Genomic DNA, 15,495 nt, shown 5'->3' on the forward strand with positions numbered 1-15,495 from the left:
CGGGTTTTGTGCATGATCTTTTCAGAGAGCTGTTTTGCAACAGCCCCTTAATATGAAGTAAGCCCCAGGCTTACATCCAAAGCCTGATCCACACGTTTCTGATCTTCCGGCGTGATCTGCCCGGCCCGCTCCCGCAGGCGGTGTTTATCCAGCGTGCGGATCTGCTCCAGCAGCACCACGCTGTCCTTGGCAAGGCCGGTATCCGCTGCCCGGATATTGATGTGGGTGGGCAGGCGGGCTTTGTCCAGCCGGGATGTAATGGCCGCAGCGATCACGGTAGGGCTGTGCCGGTTGCCGATCTCGTTCTGCACGATCAGTACCGGGCGCACGCCGCCCTGCTCCGACCCCACCACCGGCGAAAGATCTGCGTAAAAAACTTCTCCTCTGTGTACCTCCATGGAATCTCCCTCCCTGCATTTGGAGGATGCGCCCCGCTTATGTGATGCGTCCGGCGCATCTTCGTTTGCTCTCAGTATGAGCCGGCTGCGCGCCGGTTATGCAGCGCAGGGGATATTCCATTGTATGCACAAAGGCTTACAGAGTTTCCAGTGTGCAGAAGGCCAGCGCCATGCCGCCCTCGTGGCTCAGAGAGAGCCGGGCGGCAAGGCCATGGGCCTGCATCCATTCCGCCGTCTGGCCGGAAAAATGATAGGCAGGTGCACCGCTTTCCAGCCGGACAGCCTCGATCTCACACAGGGAGAACGGCTCCCGCAGGCCGGTGCCTGCCGCCTTTAAAAAGGCTTCCTTGGCGGCAAAGTTGGCTGCGGCGCTGGCAAGCCGGTGGGTGGCGCTGCGCCCGGCGGGCAGTGGTTCGTCAAGGCTCAGCGCAGCGCGTTCGGCCTCGCCGTACACCCGGCGGATAAAGGCTGCAGCGTGTGCGCCGGTAAGGCTTTTTTCCAGATGCGCGATCTCGCACAGGTCGCAGCCGATGCCATACAGCATAAAGGCCCTCCTTCTGCCGCATTTGCGGCGGTGCAGGCCGTCAGCCTGCAAAATCAGGACCGGAAATTTTATGCAAACTGTGCAAATCCGGTCTGTTTAGCTTGAAGTTTCCTCGCAATTCGTGTACAATGAATGTAGTTCTTCCTAAGGGGGTGTATTCCGTGAGTGGCGAGACCGCTATTTTTTCGATCCACGACAAAAAGGACTATGAGATCCATGAGATCGTACAGCAGGTGTACGATGCTTTAAAGGAAAAAGGCTATAATCCGGTCAATCAGCTGGTGGGCTATATCCTGTCCGAAGACCCCACCTACATCACGACCTATAAAAATGCCCGTTCCATGATCCGCAAGGTGGATCGTGACGATCTGCTGCAGGCCATGCTGCGCAGTTATCTGAACGTCTGATATCGCTTGTCTGCTCATGCCCCGCCGTCGCTATGATGGCGGGGCTTTTTCATAATAGAATGCAGATGCCGTTTACCGTTACAGCCCCTCCGGTGAAAACGCAATTCAGAAAAATCCGCAGATCTTTCTGAATTGCAACTATATAAAATAAAATTTTCGCTGAAAATGGCCAGAGCGAAACGGAGGCCATTCCAACCGTTACGGCCGGAACGGCAGCGTAAAGATCTGGTTTACGACGACCTCATATTCCCACGGTTCCCGCACCTTGCGCAGCTGCTTTTCCAGCTTTTCGGCCCCCTCAAACTTGTGAATGAGGTAGAACCAGTGCCCCTTCATGCGGCTCACCGCGCACCCGGCGCTGCCGAACAGTTCGGAGTATCCGTGGTAGAGGTCGTCAAGGTATCCGCGCAGCTCTTCCCGTGCGGCCGGTGCGCCGCCGCGTGCTTCACGGAAGAGCGCCGGGTCCGCAATGATGCCGCGCCCCACCATGATGCCGGACAGCTGCGGATACTGCGCTTCCAACGTGTGCAGGTCCGCAGCGGTGGTCACATCGCCGTTGTAGCACACGGGCATCCGGCACCCGGGCAGGGAGGCGGCAAAAGCGGCACGGTCGGCCTGCCCGCGGTAGAGCTGGCGCATCACACGCGGGTGGATGGTCAGCTCACAGATGGGATACCGGTTATAGATGTCCAGAATGGCAGCAAATTCTTCCGGCTTTTCCACGCCCAGCCGGGTCTTGACCGAGATAGGCCCTTCCGCATTGGCAAATACGGCGGCAAGAAAAGCGTCCAGCTTGACGGGGTCGCGCAGCATCCCGGAACCCTTGCCTTTGGCGGTGACGGTGCCGGAAGGGCAGCCGAGGTTCAGGTTCACCTCGGTGTAGCCAAGGCCGCGCAGCTCGCCGATCATCCATGCGGCAAGTTCGCCGTCCTTTGCCAGCAGCTGCGGGATCACCGGTGCGCCGGGGTTTGCCGCAGGGGCAAGCTCGGCCATCTTCTTTTTAATGAGCACCCGGTTCTCCGGCGGGGAGATGAAAGGGGCATAGTAGCGGTCGGCATTGCCAGCAGGGCCGAACCATTTCTGGTGTGCCTGCCGCCACACCCGGTCGGTCAGGCCCTCCATGGGGGCAGCATAGTAATTCATGGGCAAATCTCCAAAGTGTTTGATAGGGATATTGTAACAAAAAACTCCCGTCCTGTGAAGTCACAGAACGGGAGAAGCGAGCTTTTTGAAAGATCAGTCTGCAAACAGCGGGGTGGACAGGTAGCGGTCGCCGGTATCGGGCAGCAGGACCACGATGTTCTTACCGGCATTCTCCGGGCGCTTTGCCAGCTGCAGGGCAGCATAAACAGCAGCACCGGAGGAGATACCCACCAGCACGCCTTCCTTGTGGCCGATCAGACGGCCGGTGGCAAAGGCATCGTCGTTCTCCACGGCGATGATTTCGTCATACACCTTGGTGTCCAGTACGTCCGGCACAAAGCCCGCGCCGATGCCCTGGATCTTGTGTGCGCCTGCGGTGCCCTTGCTCAGCACAGGAGAGGAAGCAGGCTCTACAGCCACCACCTTGACGTTCGGGTTCTTGCTCTTCAGATACTGGCCCACGCCGGTCACGGTGCCGCCGGTGCCCACGCCTGCCACAAAGATATCCACCTTGCCGTCGGTGTCCTCCCAGATCTCGGGGCCGGTGGTCTCGATGTGGGCCTGAGGGTTGGCCGGGTTCACGAACTGGCCGGGGATGAAGGAATTCGGGATCTCCTTTGCCAGCTCATCGGCCTTGGCAATGGCACCCTTCATGCCCTTGGCACCCTCGCTCAGCACCAGCTCTGCGCCGTAAGCCTTCATCAGCTGGCGGCGCTCCACGCTCATGGTCTCGGGCATCACGATGATGATGCGGTAGCCCTTGGCGGCTGCCACAGCGGCCAGACCGATGCCAGTATTGCCGGAGGTAGGCTCAATGATCACGGAACCTTCCTTCAGCAGGCCCTTTTCCTCGGCATCATCGATCATCTTTTTGGCGATGCGATCCTTGACAGAACCGGCCGGATTGAAGTATTCCAGCTTGGCAATGATGTGTGCAGGCAGCTCCTGCTCCTTTTCAATGTGGGTCAGCTCCAGCAACGGAGTATGACCGATCAGCTGATCTGCGGCAGTATAAATCTTGCTCATTGTAGTTTCCTCCCTGATACAGTTATGGGCACATGTGCCCTGCTGGACGACCCGGTTCTAAAACCTTTATACCAACATCATTTGTGGGTTTGATGGTATTATAGACCCGTTCTGTGCGGTTGTCAATGGATTTTTTGAAAAAAGTGGGATTGAAATATTATTTACCCTGTTGTATAATAGGTTAAAAACTCAATCTATAACCAACAAAGGAAGTACACTATTATGATCGTGTCCACCAAAGGGCGCTATGCACTGCGCGTGATGATCGACCTTTCCGAGCATCAGTCTGAAAAATATGTCCCTCTCAAGGAGATCGCTGCCCGGCAGGAGATCTCGGAAAAATATCTGGAAAACATCCTCAAGGTGCTGGTGCAGAACGGCTTTCTGGAGGGCTTGCGCGGCAAGGGCGGCGGCTACCGGCTCACCCGCAGCCCGGATCAGTACACCGTGGGCGAGATCCTGATGCTGACCGAGGGCAGCCTTGCGCCGGTGAGCTGCCTGACCCCCAATGCGACCCCCTGCTCCCGCATGGCAAACTGCCGCACCTACGAGATGTGGAAGGGGCTGGACGATCTGATCTCCAATTATTTCGGCAATATCACACTGGCCGATCTCGCCCGGCCTGATCAGGCCGGGAATGATTATGTGATCTGACGGTATTTCTGATAACATGCAAAAAGGCGCACCGGCTTGACCGGCGCGCTTTTTTTGCACAGTTCTCGGCAAAATGTGCAATTTTTCTTATCCAGAATCACGGTTGATGGATTGGGGCTCCTGCGGTATACTTTACCCTTGATGTGTCCATTTACGCTTTTGATCGAGGAAAGGGGAACTTTACTACGAAATATATTTTTCAGTTTGCGCGCATTCTTGCGTTTTGTTTTTTGGGCGAGATCCTTCATGTAGTGCTGCCGCTGCCAGTCCCGGCCAGCGTCTACGGTCTGGTGCTGCTGCTGGCAGCGCTGAACTTCAAGCTGGTAAAGCTGGACGATGTGAAAGAGGTTGGAACCTATCTCACAGGCATCTTCCCGCTGTTGTTCGTGCCCGCTGCCGCCGGTGTGATGGAACTGTGGGCAGAGATGGGCGAGATGCTGCTGCCCATCCTCGTTGCCATTATCCCGGTCACTGTGCTGGTGATGGTGAGTGCAGGCAAGACCACGCAGGCTCTGACCGGCCGCAAGAAAAAGGAGGCTGACAATGACGCAGCTGCTGAATGATTTTTTGTCCGGCTCCGCAGCATGGGGCGTTCTGCTTACGCTGGCCGCGTTTGCACTGGGCACCCTTATCAATAAGGTGACAGGCAAAGCCATTTTTAACCCGCTGCTGCTGGGCAGTATCTTTGTGATCATCTTTCTGTCGGTGTGCAACATCCCGTATGCGGACTACAAGGCCAGCGCGGCACCGGTGAACTATCTGCTGCTGCCCGCCACCGTGGCACTGGCCATTCCGCTGTATGAAAAGATCGACCTGCTGAAAGAGAACGCCGCCGCCATCATTGCGGGTATCTCGGTGGGCACGCTGGTGAGCCTTGGCAGCGCACTGGCGCTGGCACTGGCGCTGGACCTGACCCGTGAGCAGTATGCCACCCTGCTGCCCAAATCCGTGACCACCGCCATCAGCATGGATGTGGCCGCTGAGCTGGGCGGCATTGCTGCCCTGACCGGTGCGATCGTCATTGTTACCGGCATCGTGGGAGCGCTGCTGGCTGAGACGGTGTGCAAGATGTTCCACATCACCGACCCCATCGCCAAGGGCGTGGGCATCGGAACTTCGGCCCATGCCGTGGGCACCAGCAAAGCCCTGCAGATGGGCGAGGTGGAAGGTGCCATGAGCGGCCTTTCCATTGCGGTGGCCGGTGTGCTGACCGCAGTGCTCTGCCCGGTGTTTGTGAACCTGATCCGGTAAAGGATTTAAAATAGCCGCTCTGGCTTTTTTCAGTAGAATTTATTTGTTGATCCGGGAACCTCAGTTTACAACAAAAATGAGATAGGCAACCCCTTTCGGGGAAGTCTATCTCATTTTTTCGTTGAGGCTGTTTTTATACGCCGCTGTGTTCCCGTTCATCCTTCAGGATGGTCGTCACGCTCTGCATGGTGCTTACTGCACGATGCAGTTCTTCGTCGCCAAGCTCTGCACGCAGGCGGGCGTAACAGCGCTGCATGAACGCGCGCTCCTCCGCCATCAGCTCCACAGCCTTGCTGGAAAGCTCCACATAGGTGCGGCCCGCTTCACGGTCGGTCTTCCATGCCACAAAGCCCTTGTCCTGCAGCTTTTCAACGGCCTTGGAAAGCTCTGTCACCTTCAGGCCCATCACGGCAGCAAGGTCAGCCAGATAAACCTTACTGTCCGGGTGCTGTTCGGCCTGCATCTTGATGTAATATAAGATCAGGTAATCCGCCCGCTGGATGGTGCTGAACACCTTGTCGATATCAAAATTGTGCAGGAAGAACCATTCTTCCGGGTGATGTTTCAGTTCCACGCTCATCATGCATCCTCCCTGTTATTTCCGCTCATTGCGGCGGATATATTCGTGGGTGCCGCCAAGGCTCTTGTAGGCCGGGCGGATGATCTTGTTTGCGCTGAGCAGCTCTTCAATGCGGTGGGCGCTCCAGCCCATCACGCGGGCCACGGCGAACAGCGGCGTGTACAGCTCCATGGGGATGCCCAGCATATCGTACACAAAGCCGCTGTAGAAGTCCACATTGGGGCTGACACCCTTAAAAATTTTGCGCTCCTCCGCGATCAGCTGCGGGGCCATGTGCTCGATCTTGTTGTAAAGGGCAAGGTCCTTGTCGCGGCCCTTCTCGTGGGCCAGCTGTTCCACATAGCCCTTGAATACCACCTCACGGGGGTCACTGAGGGAGTACACCGCGTGGCCCATGCCGTAGATCAGGCCTTTGCGGTCAAATGCTTCGCCGTGCAGCAGCTTTTTCAGGTAGGCTTCCAGCTCTTCATCGTCCTCGGTGTCGTGCAGGTTTTCGCGGATGTTCTGCATCATCTGCATCACCATCAGGTTGGCACCGCCGTGGCGCGGGCCTTTGAGGGAGCACAGGGCAGCCGCCATGGCCGAGTAGGTATCGGTGCCAGACGAAGTGACCACGCGGGTGGTAAAGGTGGAGTTGTTGCCGCCGCCGTGCTCGGCGTGCAGCAGCAATGCCACATCCAGCACGCGGGCTTCCAGCTCGGTGTACTTCATATCCGGGCGCAGCATCCGCAAAAAGTTCTCTGCGGTGGAAAGCTCCGGGTCCGGCCGGTGGATGTACATGCTGCCGTCTTTTTCGTAGTGGTTATAGGCATGGTAGCTGTACACGGCCAGCATGGGGAAGATGCCGGCCAGCTGGATGCTCTGGCGCAGCACATTGGAAATTTCCAGATCACCGGCCTTGGGGTCGTAGGATGCCAGTGTGAGCACGCTGCGGGCCATGGAGTTCATGATATCGTGGCTGGGGGCCTTCATGATCACATCACGGGTAAAGTTGGTGGGCATGGTGCGGCACTCGCCCAGCACGCGGCAGAACTCTTCCAGCTTTTCCTGCGTGGGCAGCTCACCAAACAGTAGCAGATAGCCCGCTTCCTCAAAGGCAAAGCGGCTGCCGGACGACCCGCGGATCAGGTCTTTCACGTCGTAGCCGCGGTAGAGCAGCTGACCGTCGGCAGGCTTTTTCACCCCGTCCACATACTGGAAGGCGCGGATATCGGAGATATTGGTCAGACCTGCCAGCACGCCCTTGCCGTTTTCGTCGCGCAGGCCCGCTTTAACGCCAAACTCCTTGTACAGGTCCTTGCTGATGCGGTCGTGTTCGGCGCACAGCGGCTGCTGCTGGTCGAAGTATCCCATTACGTTCTGCAGATGATCCATTGGTAGTTGCTCCTTTCCCATTGCCGTCAGCTTGTGTTCACTTGGCAGGCCATCAGGAAGCTTTCTCTGCGAACAGCCCGGAACTTCGGTCCCGCCCTACTGCCTGTGGCAGCAGGGTACCACCCCAGGACATTCGCTGGAGAAACTTCCTGCCGTCCTGCCCGAAAAAACCGTATTGATTCGGGACGGCATTCACTTACATTCAGAATACTCTTTAAGATTACAAAAAGGATATTTCGGTGTCAAGGTACTGTTTGTAAATAAAAAAAGAACAAAATCGGAAAGCTGCCGGGTGCGCATTTGCCCTTTAGCGCAGGGGCGGGTTTTAAGATGGTAACGCACAAATAAGGTATCTTCCAGCCGAATCTCAGGGGACTGGCAACAAATAAAGCCACGACGAAACCGCATTTGTAAACGGTTCATCGTGGCTTTTTGTCATATCGGAGTGGCGAGACTCGAACTCGCGGCCTCCTGCTCCCAAAGCAGGCGCGCTACCAACTGCGCAACACCCCGGCATCCGGCGGCACTGCTGCACCGCCGGAATATAGTATATCGTTTTTGGAGCGGTTCGTCAATAGCGGCGTGGCCCTGCCGTGCCTTTAATTAAAGGAGCGGAAGCCCTTGCCGATGATCTCGCTGGAATTGACGATGGTGATAAAGCTCCGGGGGTCGTTCTCCCGCAGGAAGTTGCGCAGCTGCAGGGCCTGACGGCGGGTCAGCACCGTCACCAGCACGCTCAACTCGTGGTGGGTGTAAGCGCCGTAAGCCTTTTCCACGGTAGCGGAACGGTTCATTTCCTTGATGATGAAGTCCAGAATGGGCTGCGGGTTGGACGTCACGATGGTGCACACCTTGCGCAGGCGGATGTTCTCGATGGCGCCGTCCACCACAAAGCTCTTGCCGATCAGGCCAAGGATGCAGTAAAGGCCGGTGCCCATGCCGAACCGCCATGCCGCCGCCAGCACAATGAGGATATCGCTGACCATCAGGGCTTTGCCGATCTCCATAGAGGTATATTTTGCCAGAATCAGGGCCACAATATCCGTACCGCCGGTGGATGCACCGATGTCGAACACGATCGCCGCACCCAGAGCCGGCAGGAACACGGCGAACACCAGATCCAGCATGGCATCACCGCTCATGGAAACGTTGACGGGATAGAGCCACTCGCACACCGACACAAAAAAGGACAGCGCAAAGGAAGAATAGATCGTCCAGCCCATGGTCTTGATGCCCAGAAAGACAAAGCCCAGCACCACCAGAATCAGGTTGATGATCCACATAAAGCCGCCCACGTTGATCTTAGGGAACAGGTCTGCCAGCAGAATGGACAGGCCCGAGGTGCCGCCAAATGCAAAATGATTGGGATTTTTAAAGTAAACGATGCCGACCGCCGTCAGGATCAGGCCGAGATTCAGCTCACCGAAGAAATTTAAATTCTTCAGCATATTTTTCCTGCTGAACGCTTCTTTTAAACTATTCATGGGGCTCCTCCTATTTTAAACACGGCAAAATGCGCTGTATGCCATGCAAAAATATACTCTCCTTGCACGGCGGTGTCAAGGGATAGGGAAAAAGTTGTGGGAAACAACATGAATTGGGGATTTTTCGGATGGGAGAACTCCTTCAGTCAAAGCCTGACGGCTTTGCCAGCTCCCTCGGGGAGGGAGCCTTTGGCAAAGAGGAAAAGCTTTACCGTACTGCCAAGGGCCCCATCTCTGAGGGGGCTGTCACCGAAGGTGACTGGAGGAGTTAAGCTCCCCCTCTCGGGGGAGCTGGCGAGCGTATGCGAGACTGAGAGGGTTTTCTCTTGAAGAAATCGGCAGAATAGTGTATTATATAGTATTATGGAATATATAGGCACTTTGTGCCTTTGACAGGGGGAAAACACATGGCAGATAAAAACTTTCTGACCGACATCATCGACGCTGATCTGGCCGAGGGCAAGATCAGCGAGATCCATACCCGCTTCCCGCCCGAGCCAAACGGCTACCTGCACATCGGCAGTGCCAAGGCCATCTACATCAACTGGTCCATTGCAAACCAGTACGGCGGTAAGTTCAACCTGCGTCTGGACGACACCAACCCTGCCCGCGAGGGTGAGGAGTACGTGAACAGTATCATCGAGGATCTGCACTGGCTGGGTGCCGACCCCAACGGCGGCATCTTCTACGGCAGCGACTACTTTGATAAATGCTACGAGTATGCCGAAAAGCTCATCATGGAGGGCAAGGCCTACGTGGACGACCTGACCCGCGACGAAATGCGCGAGTACCGCGGTGCCGATGCCGGCAAGCCTTCCCGTCCCTCTCCGTGGCGCGACCGCACCCCGGAAGAGAATCTTGACCTGTTCCGCCGGATGCGTGCCGGTGAGTTCCAGGAGGGCGAAAAGACCCTGCGTGCCAAGATCGATCTGGCCAGCCCCAACATGAACATGCGTGACCCGGCTATCTACCGCATCAAGTACGCCGAGCATCACCGTCAGGGCAGCAAGTGGTGCATCTACCCGATGTACGACTTCGCACACCCCATTCAGGATGCCATTGAGGGCATCACCCACAGCATGTGCAGTCTGGAATTCGAGAACCACCGTCCGCTGTACAACTGGGTCATCGAGAACATCTTCGGCACGGCCTTCCCCAAGCAGCGTGAGTTTGCACGCCTGAACATGACCAACACCGTCATGAGCAAGCGCTACCTGCGTGAGCTGGTGGAAATGGGCATTGTGGACGGCTGGGACGACCCCCGTATGCCCACCCTGTGCGGCCTGCGCCGCCGTGGCTACACCCCCACCTCCATCTTCACCTTCGTGCGGGAGGCCGGCATTTCTAAATCCGACAACCTGATCGACATGCGCCAGCTGGAAGCCTGCATCCGCAGCGAGCTGGACCTGACCGCTCAGCGCCGCATTGCCGTGCTGGACCCCGTAAAGCTGATCGTAGACAACTACCCGGAGGACAAGACCGAGTACTTTGATGTAGCCAACAACCCCAACCGCGAAGCCAACGATACCACCACCCGCAAGGTGGCCTTTACCAAAGAGCTGTGGATCGAGAATGAGGACTTTGCCGAGGTGCCGCCTCCCAAGTTCAAGCGCCTGACCATTGGCGGTGAGGTGCGTCTGATGGGCGCTTACATCGTCAAGTGCACCGGCGTGGAGAAGAATACCGACGGCAGCATTGCCGCCATCCACTGCACCGCCGACCTTGAGACGGGCAACGGCAATCCCGCCGACGGCCGCAAGGTCAAGGGCACCATCCATTGGGTGAGTGCCGCCCATGCCGTGGATGCCGAGGTGCGCCTGTACGACAAGCTGTTCACCGAGGCCAACATGAACGCCATCCCCGAGGGCAGCGATTACAAGGACTACCTGAACCCGGAAAGCGTTGTTGTGTGCAAGGGCTGCAAGCTGGAAGAAAGCCTGAAGGACGCAAAGCCCGGTGAGAAGTTCCAGTTCGTGCGCACTGGCTTCTTTACCCCGGACTCCAAGAACCCCGGCGTTTACAACCGCGTCGTCACCCTGCGCGACAGTTTCAAACCCGCAAAGTAAAAATATATCACGTCAAAAGGGAGCATTTGATCTTTTATGAAGAAACTCACCCGGAATGTTATCATCATGGCTGTTGTCACTGTCATTATGGCGGTTGTGCTCGGCCTGTACATCAAGAACACCGGCACTGTGCCCGCTGCCGACAACGCCGCCAGCCTGACGGATGGCATCTATACGTCCAGCGCTCAGGGCTGCCTGAGTGATGTGACCGTGACCGTGACCGTCACCGGCGGCCGGGTGACCGGTGTGGAGATCGATGCATCCGGCGAGACTCCCGAACTGGGCGGCATCGCTGCTGAAACTCTGGCAGACCAGCTGACCAAGGCCGGTTCCACCAGCGGTGTGGACGCTGTTGCCGGTGCTACCATGACCAGCGACGCTGTGTTCACCGCCATGGACGACTGCCTGAGTCAGGCAGAGTAAAGACCCGAAAGACCGGCATGGTTCACAGCTTTGCCGGTCTTTTTTCTTAAAATACAGCACAAGGAGAGGGAACATTATGGGCGTATTATCCAATCTGGAACCAGCTTCGGTTTTTTATTACTTTGAGGAGATCTGCAGCATTCCGCACACCTCCCACCACGAAAAGGCACTGAGCGACTACTGCGTGCAGTTCGCCAAGGCCCACGGCCTTGCCTGCCGTCAGGACGAGATGGGCAATGTGCTCATCAAGGCACCGGCCACACCCGGATACGAGAAGGAGCCTGGCCTGATCCTGCAGGGCCATCTGGACATGGTGGGCGACAAGACCGCCGACTGCCCGCTGGATCTTGAGAAGGATGCCATCCACCCGGTCGTAGACGGCGGCTATGTGTGCGCCGAGGGCACGACCCTTGGCGGCGACGACGGCATTGCCGTGGCCTATGCGCTGGCTGTTCTGGACGCAAAGGACATTCCCCACCCTGCGCTGGAGGTCGTGCTGACCGTCTGCGAGGAGGTGGGTCTGCTGGGTGCATCGGCCATGGAGCTTTCCGACCTTGAAGGCCGCCTGCTCCTCAACATCGACTCAGAGGAAGAAGGCGTGCTCACCGCAGGCTGTGCGGGCGGACGCCGCGTCGAGTGCCATCTGCCCATCACCCGTGCGGCTGTGACCGGCACCGCCGTGAAGGCGGACATCGCGGGGCTTGCGGGAGGGCACTCCGGCACCGAGATTCACAAAGGCCGCGCCAACGCCATCGCTCTGCTGGGGCGCTACCTGACCCTGCTGTCTGACCACGGTGCAGAGTACGCTGTGCTCACCCTCTCCGGCGGTGCAAAGGAAAACGTCATCCCGAAAGAAAGCAGCGTTACGCTGGTGCTGCCTGCCGGTATCACCGAAGCCGTGCGCGCTGCCGGGGCAGACTTTACCGCGCAGATGAAAGCAGAATTCGGCACTGCTGACCCGGGCATCCGCCTGCAGCTCACCGAGGAGGGCTGCGGCGAATACGATGCACTGGATGCGAACTCCGCCGAGCGTCTGCGCAAAGCCCTGCTGCTGATGCCCTGGGGTGTGCAGAGCATGAGCATGGATGTGCCCGGCCTTGTGGAGACCTCGCTGAACCTCGGCGTGGCCGAGATGAGCGGCACCGAAGCCATCCTGCGGTTTGCCATCCGCAGCTCGGTGCCCTCGGCCAAGGAGCTGCTGAGCTGCAAGGTGCAGTCTCTCACCGAGCTGCTGGGCGGCAGTGTGCGGTTCCACGGTGACTATCCTGCGTGGGTCTATGCCCGCGAAAGCGCCCTGCGCGACCGCTGTGTTGCTGTGTACGAGGCACAGTACGGTGCAAAGCCCCAGATCGTTGCCATTCATGCAGGTCTGGAATGCGGCATCCTCTCCGGCAAGATCGACGGGCTGGACTGCATCTCCTTCGGCCCGAACCTGCTGCACGTCCACACCCCCAACGAGCGCGCCGACATTGCATCGGTGGCCCGTGTGTGGGAATACCTGAAGACTATTCTGGCTTACAAAGCATAACGGCCCAAAACACAAAACGGCACCTGCGGAATTGGCAGGTGCCGTTTTTGCATAACTCCCTCAGGCACGGCTCACGCCGCGCCTGAGGCTCCCTCAATGAGGGAGCCTCAGGCGAAAAGATAAAGTTTTCCGCTTGGCCAAAGCCTCCCTCCTTGAGGGAGGTGGCATTGCGAAGCAATGACGGAAGGAGTTTAGTCCAGATACTTGATCTTGCCCGGCTCAATGCCCTTGATGCCAAGGCCCGGCTCGTTGGAAACAGTGATGTCTTTTTCGTTGAACACGGCACCGCCGAGGATGGGGTCCTCACTGCACAGCACGGGGCCGTCCAGATCCACGCGGGTGATGATCTGCTTTGCGCAGGCCAGATGCACGGCGGCATTCACGCTGATCTTGGCTTCCAGCATACAGCCGATCATGCACTCCACGCCGTACACCTCGGCAGCGGATGCGATCTTGAGGGCGTTGTACAGGCCGCCGCACTTCATCAGCTTGATGTTCACGAGGTCTGCGGCGCCCATCTGCATGATGGTCAGTGCGTCCTGCGGGGAGAACACGCTCTCGTCGGCCAGCACCGGCACATAGGAGCGCTCGGTAACATACTTCAGGCCTTCAAAGTCGTGGGCCTTGACCGGCTGCTCCACGAATTCAAGATCAAGGCCCTTCTCCTGCATTCCGTTCAGGATGCGCACGGCTTCCTTGGGGGTCCAGCCCTGATTTGCGTCGATGCGGATGCAGGTCTCCTTGGGCACAGCACCGCGGATGGCGCTCAGGCGTGCAATATCCTTTTCCGGCTCCTTGCCCACCTTGACCTTCAGGCAGTCGTAGCCGCGGTCGATGGCGTTCAGGGCATCGCGCACCATCTCTTCGGGGTCGTTGACGCTGATGGTGATGTCGGTGACGATGGACTTCTTTGCGCCGCCCATCAGCTTGTACACAGGGATTTTGTACAGCTGGCCGTACAGATCCCACAGGGCCATATCCACAGCAGCCTTGGCGCTGGTGTTCTTCTGGATGCAGGCATTCAGTGCGATCATCAGGTCTTCAAAGTCGTCCACATCGCGGCCGATGATGGTCTTTGCGATATGGTCGCGGATGGCACCGATGATGGCACCGGTGGTGTCGCCGGTGATCACACCGGTGGGAGGTGCCTCACCATAACCCACAGCGCCGGTGTCGGTGTGGATCTCTACGATCACATCCTCCACGCTGCTGACCGAGCGCAGAGCCGTCTTAAAAGGCACGCGCAGCGGCACGGAGATCAGACCGAGACGTACTTCCGTGATTTTCATGCAAAAACCTACCCCTTTCGATAAAAAAATATTGCCAGATTATGAAATCTATGGTAGTATTGTATACGAAATTGTCGATATTGTAAAGACAATTGTCCGCAAAAAATTGCACAAAAAGAAAGGGGATTGGGTTCATGATCACAAACGGTTTCACCTACATCGCCGTGCTGGTGTTCATTGCCGCACTGCTGGTGTGGCTGCAACGCTACACGAAGTCGAAATTCTTCGACTATGCACCACCTATCGTTCTGCTGTACCTCATTACCATGATTCTCTGCACGCTGGGTGCATGGGACATGGAGGCCACCAAGCCTGCCTACTCCGTGCTGAAAAACAACCTGCTGTATGCAATGATCTTCCTGATGCTGCTGCGCTGCGACATCCGCAAGATCATCAAGCTGGGTCCCAAGATGCTGGGCGGCTTCTTTGCCGCTTCCGTCTCCATCTCGTTGGCCTTCATTGCCACCTTCGCCATCATGAAGGGGCCCCTTGGCTCCGAAGCATGGAAGGCACTGGGCGCTCTGTGCGGTAGCTGGATGGGCGGCTCCGGCAACATGATCGCCGTGCAGGCTGCGCTGGACATCGGCGAAGCTGACATGGCCTACGCACTGGTGGTGGACTCCATTGACTACTCCATCTGGGTCATGTTCCTGCTGTGGGCCATCAACCTTGCTCCCAAGTTCAACAAGTGGGTCAAGGCCGACACCACCACGCTGGACGAAGTGTCCCGCCGTCTGGAAGAGGACGCAAAGGGCAACGAGGACAAGGCCAGCTTTGTCAACCTGATCTTCCTGCTGGGTCTGGCTCTGGTGATCTCCGCCTTCGGTCAGGACATCGGCGCAGCCCTGAACGGCGCAATGCCCTTCCTGGACAAGGCCACCTGGACCGTCCTGCTCATCACGTTGTCCGGCCTGATCGGCGCTGTCACCCCCGTGGGCCGCATGGCAGGCAGCACCGAGCTGTCCAACCTGCTGCTGTACTCCGTGGTGGCATTGCTTGCCTCCCGCGCAAGCTTCCTGGAGCTGACCGATGCACCCGCATGGATCCTGGCAGGCTTTATGATCCTGGCCATCCACGGCATCATTCTGGTGCTGCTGGCAAAGATCTTCCATCTGGATATGTTCACCTGCGGTGTTGCATCTCTGGCAAATATCGGCGGTTCCGCATCCGCTCCCATTCTGGCTGGTGCCTACAGCGGCGCTCTGGTGCCCGTTGGCGTTCTGATGGCTCTGATGGGCTACGTCATTGGCACGGCAGGCGGCCTGATCACCGCAAATATCATGTCTCTGCTGGCATAACAAATACTGCAAATACTGCAAAAAAGGGGC

Annotated in this window: 16 protein-coding genes and 1 tRNA gene; 8 read left to right on the forward strand and 9 right to left on the reverse strand. The window is 57.6% G+C overall.

Translation table 11 applies throughout. The annotated features are described in order from the left end of the window. Positions 1–47: 47 nt before the first annotated feature. On the reverse strand, positions 48–398 hold the full coding sequence (locus DWY76_RS03645; protein ID WP_005942608.1) for a type II toxin-antitoxin system PemK/MazF family toxin: 351 nt from the start codon (positions 396–398) through the stop codon (positions 48–50). A 136-nt stretch (positions 399–534) separates the two neighbouring features. After that, on the reverse strand, positions 535–942 hold the full coding sequence (locus tag DWY76_RS03650) for a 4'-phosphopantetheinyl transferase superfamily protein (protein WP_120079868.1): 408 nt from the start codon (positions 940–942) through the stop codon (positions 535–537). 161 nt (positions 943–1,103) lie between these two features. Between DWY76_RS03650 and DWY76_RS03655 the strand changes: the two genes are divergently transcribed. Beyond that, entirely contained in the window at positions 1,104–1,349 is a 246-nt protein-coding gene (locus DWY76_RS03655; RefSeq protein ID WP_097774456.1) for an IreB family regulatory phosphoprotein, read from the forward strand. Positions 1,350–1,547: 198 nt separating this feature from the next. Here the strand turns inward: DWY76_RS03655 and DWY76_RS03660 are convergent, their stop codons facing one another. Together DWY76_RS03660 and cysK are read right to left on the reverse strand one after the other, a co-directional pair. Further along, the gene (locus DWY76_RS03660) at positions 1,548–2,492 is read right to left on the reverse strand and encodes a tRNA-dihydrouridine synthase family protein (RefSeq protein WP_120079870.1); all 945 of its coding nucleotides are present in this window, start codon (positions 2,490–2,492) and stop codon (positions 1,548–1,550) included. Positions 2,493–2,585: 93 nt separating this feature from the next. Next, positions 2,586–3,518 (reverse strand): cysteine synthase A, encoded by a 933-nt coding sequence (cysK, locus tag DWY76_RS03665; RefSeq protein ID WP_005942619.1) that lies wholly within the window; start codon positions 3,516–3,518, stop codon positions 2,586–2,588. Between the two features lie 222 nt (positions 3,519–3,740). On the opposite strand from cysK, the gene DWY76_RS03670 reads away from it, so the two are divergent. From DWY76_RS03670 to DWY76_RS03680, 3 genes are all read left to right on the forward strand, one after another. Beyond that, positions 3,741–4,172, forward strand: coding sequence for an RrF2 family transcriptional regulator (locus DWY76_RS03670; RefSeq protein WP_005942625.1), 432 nt, complete (start codon positions 3,741–3,743; stop codon positions 4,170–4,172). 230 nt (positions 4,173–4,402) lie between these two features. Beyond that, positions 4,403–4,735: a CidA/LrgA family protein gene (locus DWY76_RS03675; RefSeq protein ID WP_242702883.1), complete on the forward strand. Its 333-nt coding sequence runs from the start codon at positions 4,403–4,405 to the stop codon at positions 4,733–4,735. Next, complete coding sequence (locus DWY76_RS03680; protein ID WP_005942631.1) at positions 4,716–5,423, forward strand: LrgB family protein; 708 nt, start codon at positions 4,716–4,718, stop codon at positions 5,421–5,423. Before DWY76_RS03675 ends, DWY76_RS03680 begins: the two co-directional genes overlap by 20 nt. A 133-nt stretch (positions 5,424–5,556) precedes the next feature. Here the strand turns inward: DWY76_RS03680 and DWY76_RS03685 are convergent, their stop codons facing one another. The 4 genes from DWY76_RS03685 to DWY76_RS03700 all read right to left on the reverse strand — a co-directional run bounded on the left by DWY76_RS03685 (position 5,557) and on the right by DWY76_RS03700 (position 8,825). Beyond that, complete coding sequence (locus tag DWY76_RS03685) at positions 5,557–6,006, reverse strand: winged helix DNA-binding protein (protein WP_120079874.1); 450 nt, start codon at positions 6,004–6,006, stop codon at positions 5,557–5,559. 12 nt (positions 6,007–6,018) lie between these two features. Beyond that, entirely contained in the window at positions 6,019–7,377 is a 1,359-nt protein-coding gene (locus DWY76_RS03690) for a citrate/2-methylcitrate synthase (protein WP_120079876.1), read from the reverse strand. A 440-nt stretch (positions 7,378–7,817) separates the two neighbouring features. Then, positions 7,818–7,890 (reverse strand) — tRNA-Pro (locus DWY76_RS03695). A gap of 86 nt (positions 7,891–7,976) precedes the next feature. Beyond that, entirely contained in the window at positions 7,977–8,825 is an 849-nt protein-coding gene (locus DWY76_RS03700; protein WP_243111908.1) for a YitT family protein, read from the reverse strand. 443 nt (positions 8,826–9,268) lie between these two features. Here DWY76_RS03700 and DWY76_RS03705 point away from each other — a divergent pair, with 443 nt between their 5' ends. The 3 genes from DWY76_RS03705 (at position 9,269) to DWY76_RS03715 (ending at position 12,878) form a co-directional block, all read left to right on the forward strand. After that, on the forward strand, positions 9,269–10,927 hold the full coding sequence (locus DWY76_RS03705; protein WP_120079878.1) for a glutamine--tRNA ligase/YqeY domain fusion protein: 1,659 nt from the start codon (positions 9,269–9,271) through the stop codon (positions 10,925–10,927). A gap of 36 nt (positions 10,928–10,963) precedes the next feature. Next, positions 10,964–11,350, forward strand: coding sequence for an FMN-binding protein (locus DWY76_RS03710; protein ID WP_120079880.1), 387 nt, complete (start codon positions 10,964–10,966; stop codon positions 11,348–11,350). Between the two features lie 76 nt (positions 11,351–11,426). Then, entirely contained in the window at positions 11,427–12,878 is a 1,452-nt protein-coding gene (locus tag DWY76_RS03715; protein WP_120079882.1) for an aminoacyl-histidine dipeptidase, read from the forward strand. A 191-nt stretch (positions 12,879–13,069) separates the two neighbouring features. Here DWY76_RS03715 and DWY76_RS03720 read toward each other — a convergent pair whose 3' ends face one another. Continuing rightward, on the reverse strand, positions 13,070–14,167 hold the full coding sequence (locus DWY76_RS03720) for a dipeptide epimerase (protein ID WP_097774465.1): 1,098 nt from the start codon (positions 14,165–14,167) through the stop codon (positions 13,070–13,072). A 134-nt stretch (positions 14,168–14,301) separates the two neighbouring features. Here DWY76_RS03720 and DWY76_RS03725 point away from each other — a divergent pair, with 134 nt between their 5' ends. Next, complete coding sequence (locus DWY76_RS03725; RefSeq protein WP_005942653.1) at positions 14,302–15,465, forward strand: DUF819 family protein; 1,164 nt, start codon at positions 14,302–14,304, stop codon at positions 15,463–15,465. Positions 15,466–15,495 lie beyond the last annotated feature (30 nt).

The sequence above is a fragment of the Faecalibacterium sp. AF27-11BH genome (genome assembly GCF_003603005.1).
In the GTDB taxonomy this organism is placed as follows: Bacteria; Bacillota; Clostridia; order Oscillospirales; family Ruminococcaceae; genus Faecalibacterium; species Faecalibacterium taiwanense.

Coding starts and splice junctions, on each gene's coding strand:
- DWY76_RS03720 (WP_097774465.1), bottom strand. CDS start 14,167: ATGAAAATCACGGAAGTACGTCTCGGTCTGATCTCCGTGCCGCTGCGC.
- DWY76_RS03705 (WP_120079878.1), top strand. CDS start 9,269: ATGGCAGATAAAAACTTTCTGACCGACATCATCGACGCTGATCTGGCC.
- DWY76_RS03650 (WP_120079868.1), bottom strand. CDS start 942: ATGCTGTATGGCATCGGCTGCGACCTGTGCGAGATCGCGCATCTGGAA.
- DWY76_RS03685 (WP_120079874.1), bottom strand. CDS start 6,006: ATGATGAGCGTGGAACTGAAACATCACCCGGAAGAATGGTTCTTCCTG.
- cysK (WP_005942619.1), bottom strand. CDS start 3,518: ATGAGCAAGATTTATACTGCCGCAGATCAGCTGATCGGTCATACTCCG.
- DWY76_RS03725 (WP_005942653.1), top strand. CDS start 14,302: ATGATCACAAACGGTTTCACCTACATCGCCGTGCTGGTGTTCATTGCC.
- DWY76_RS03710 (WP_120079880.1), top strand. CDS start 10,964: ATGAAGAAACTCACCCGGAATGTTATCATCATGGCTGTTGTCACTGTC.
- DWY76_RS03680 (WP_005942631.1), top strand. CDS start 4,716: ATGACGCAGCTGCTGAATGATTTTTTGTCCGGCTCCGCAGCATGGGGC.
- DWY76_RS03700 (WP_243111908.1), bottom strand. CDS start 8,825: ATGCTGAAGAATTTAAATTTCTTCGGTGAGCTGAATCTCGGCCTGATC.
- DWY76_RS03715 (WP_120079882.1), top strand. CDS start 11,427: ATGGGCGTATTATCCAATCTGGAACCAGCTTCGGTTTTTTATTACTTT.
- DWY76_RS03690 (WP_120079876.1), bottom strand. CDS start 7,377: ATGGATCATCTGCAGAACGTAATGGGATACTTCGACCAGCAGCAGCCG.
- DWY76_RS03660 (WP_120079870.1), bottom strand. CDS start 2,492: ATGAATTACTATGCTGCCCCCATGGAGGGCCTGACCGACCGGGTGTGG.
- DWY76_RS03670 (WP_005942625.1), top strand. CDS start 3,741: ATGATCGTGTCCACCAAAGGGCGCTATGCACTGCGCGTGATGATCGAC.
- DWY76_RS03645 (WP_005942608.1), bottom strand. CDS start 398: ATGGAGGTACACAGAGGAGAAGTTTTTTACGCAGATCTTTCGCCGGTG.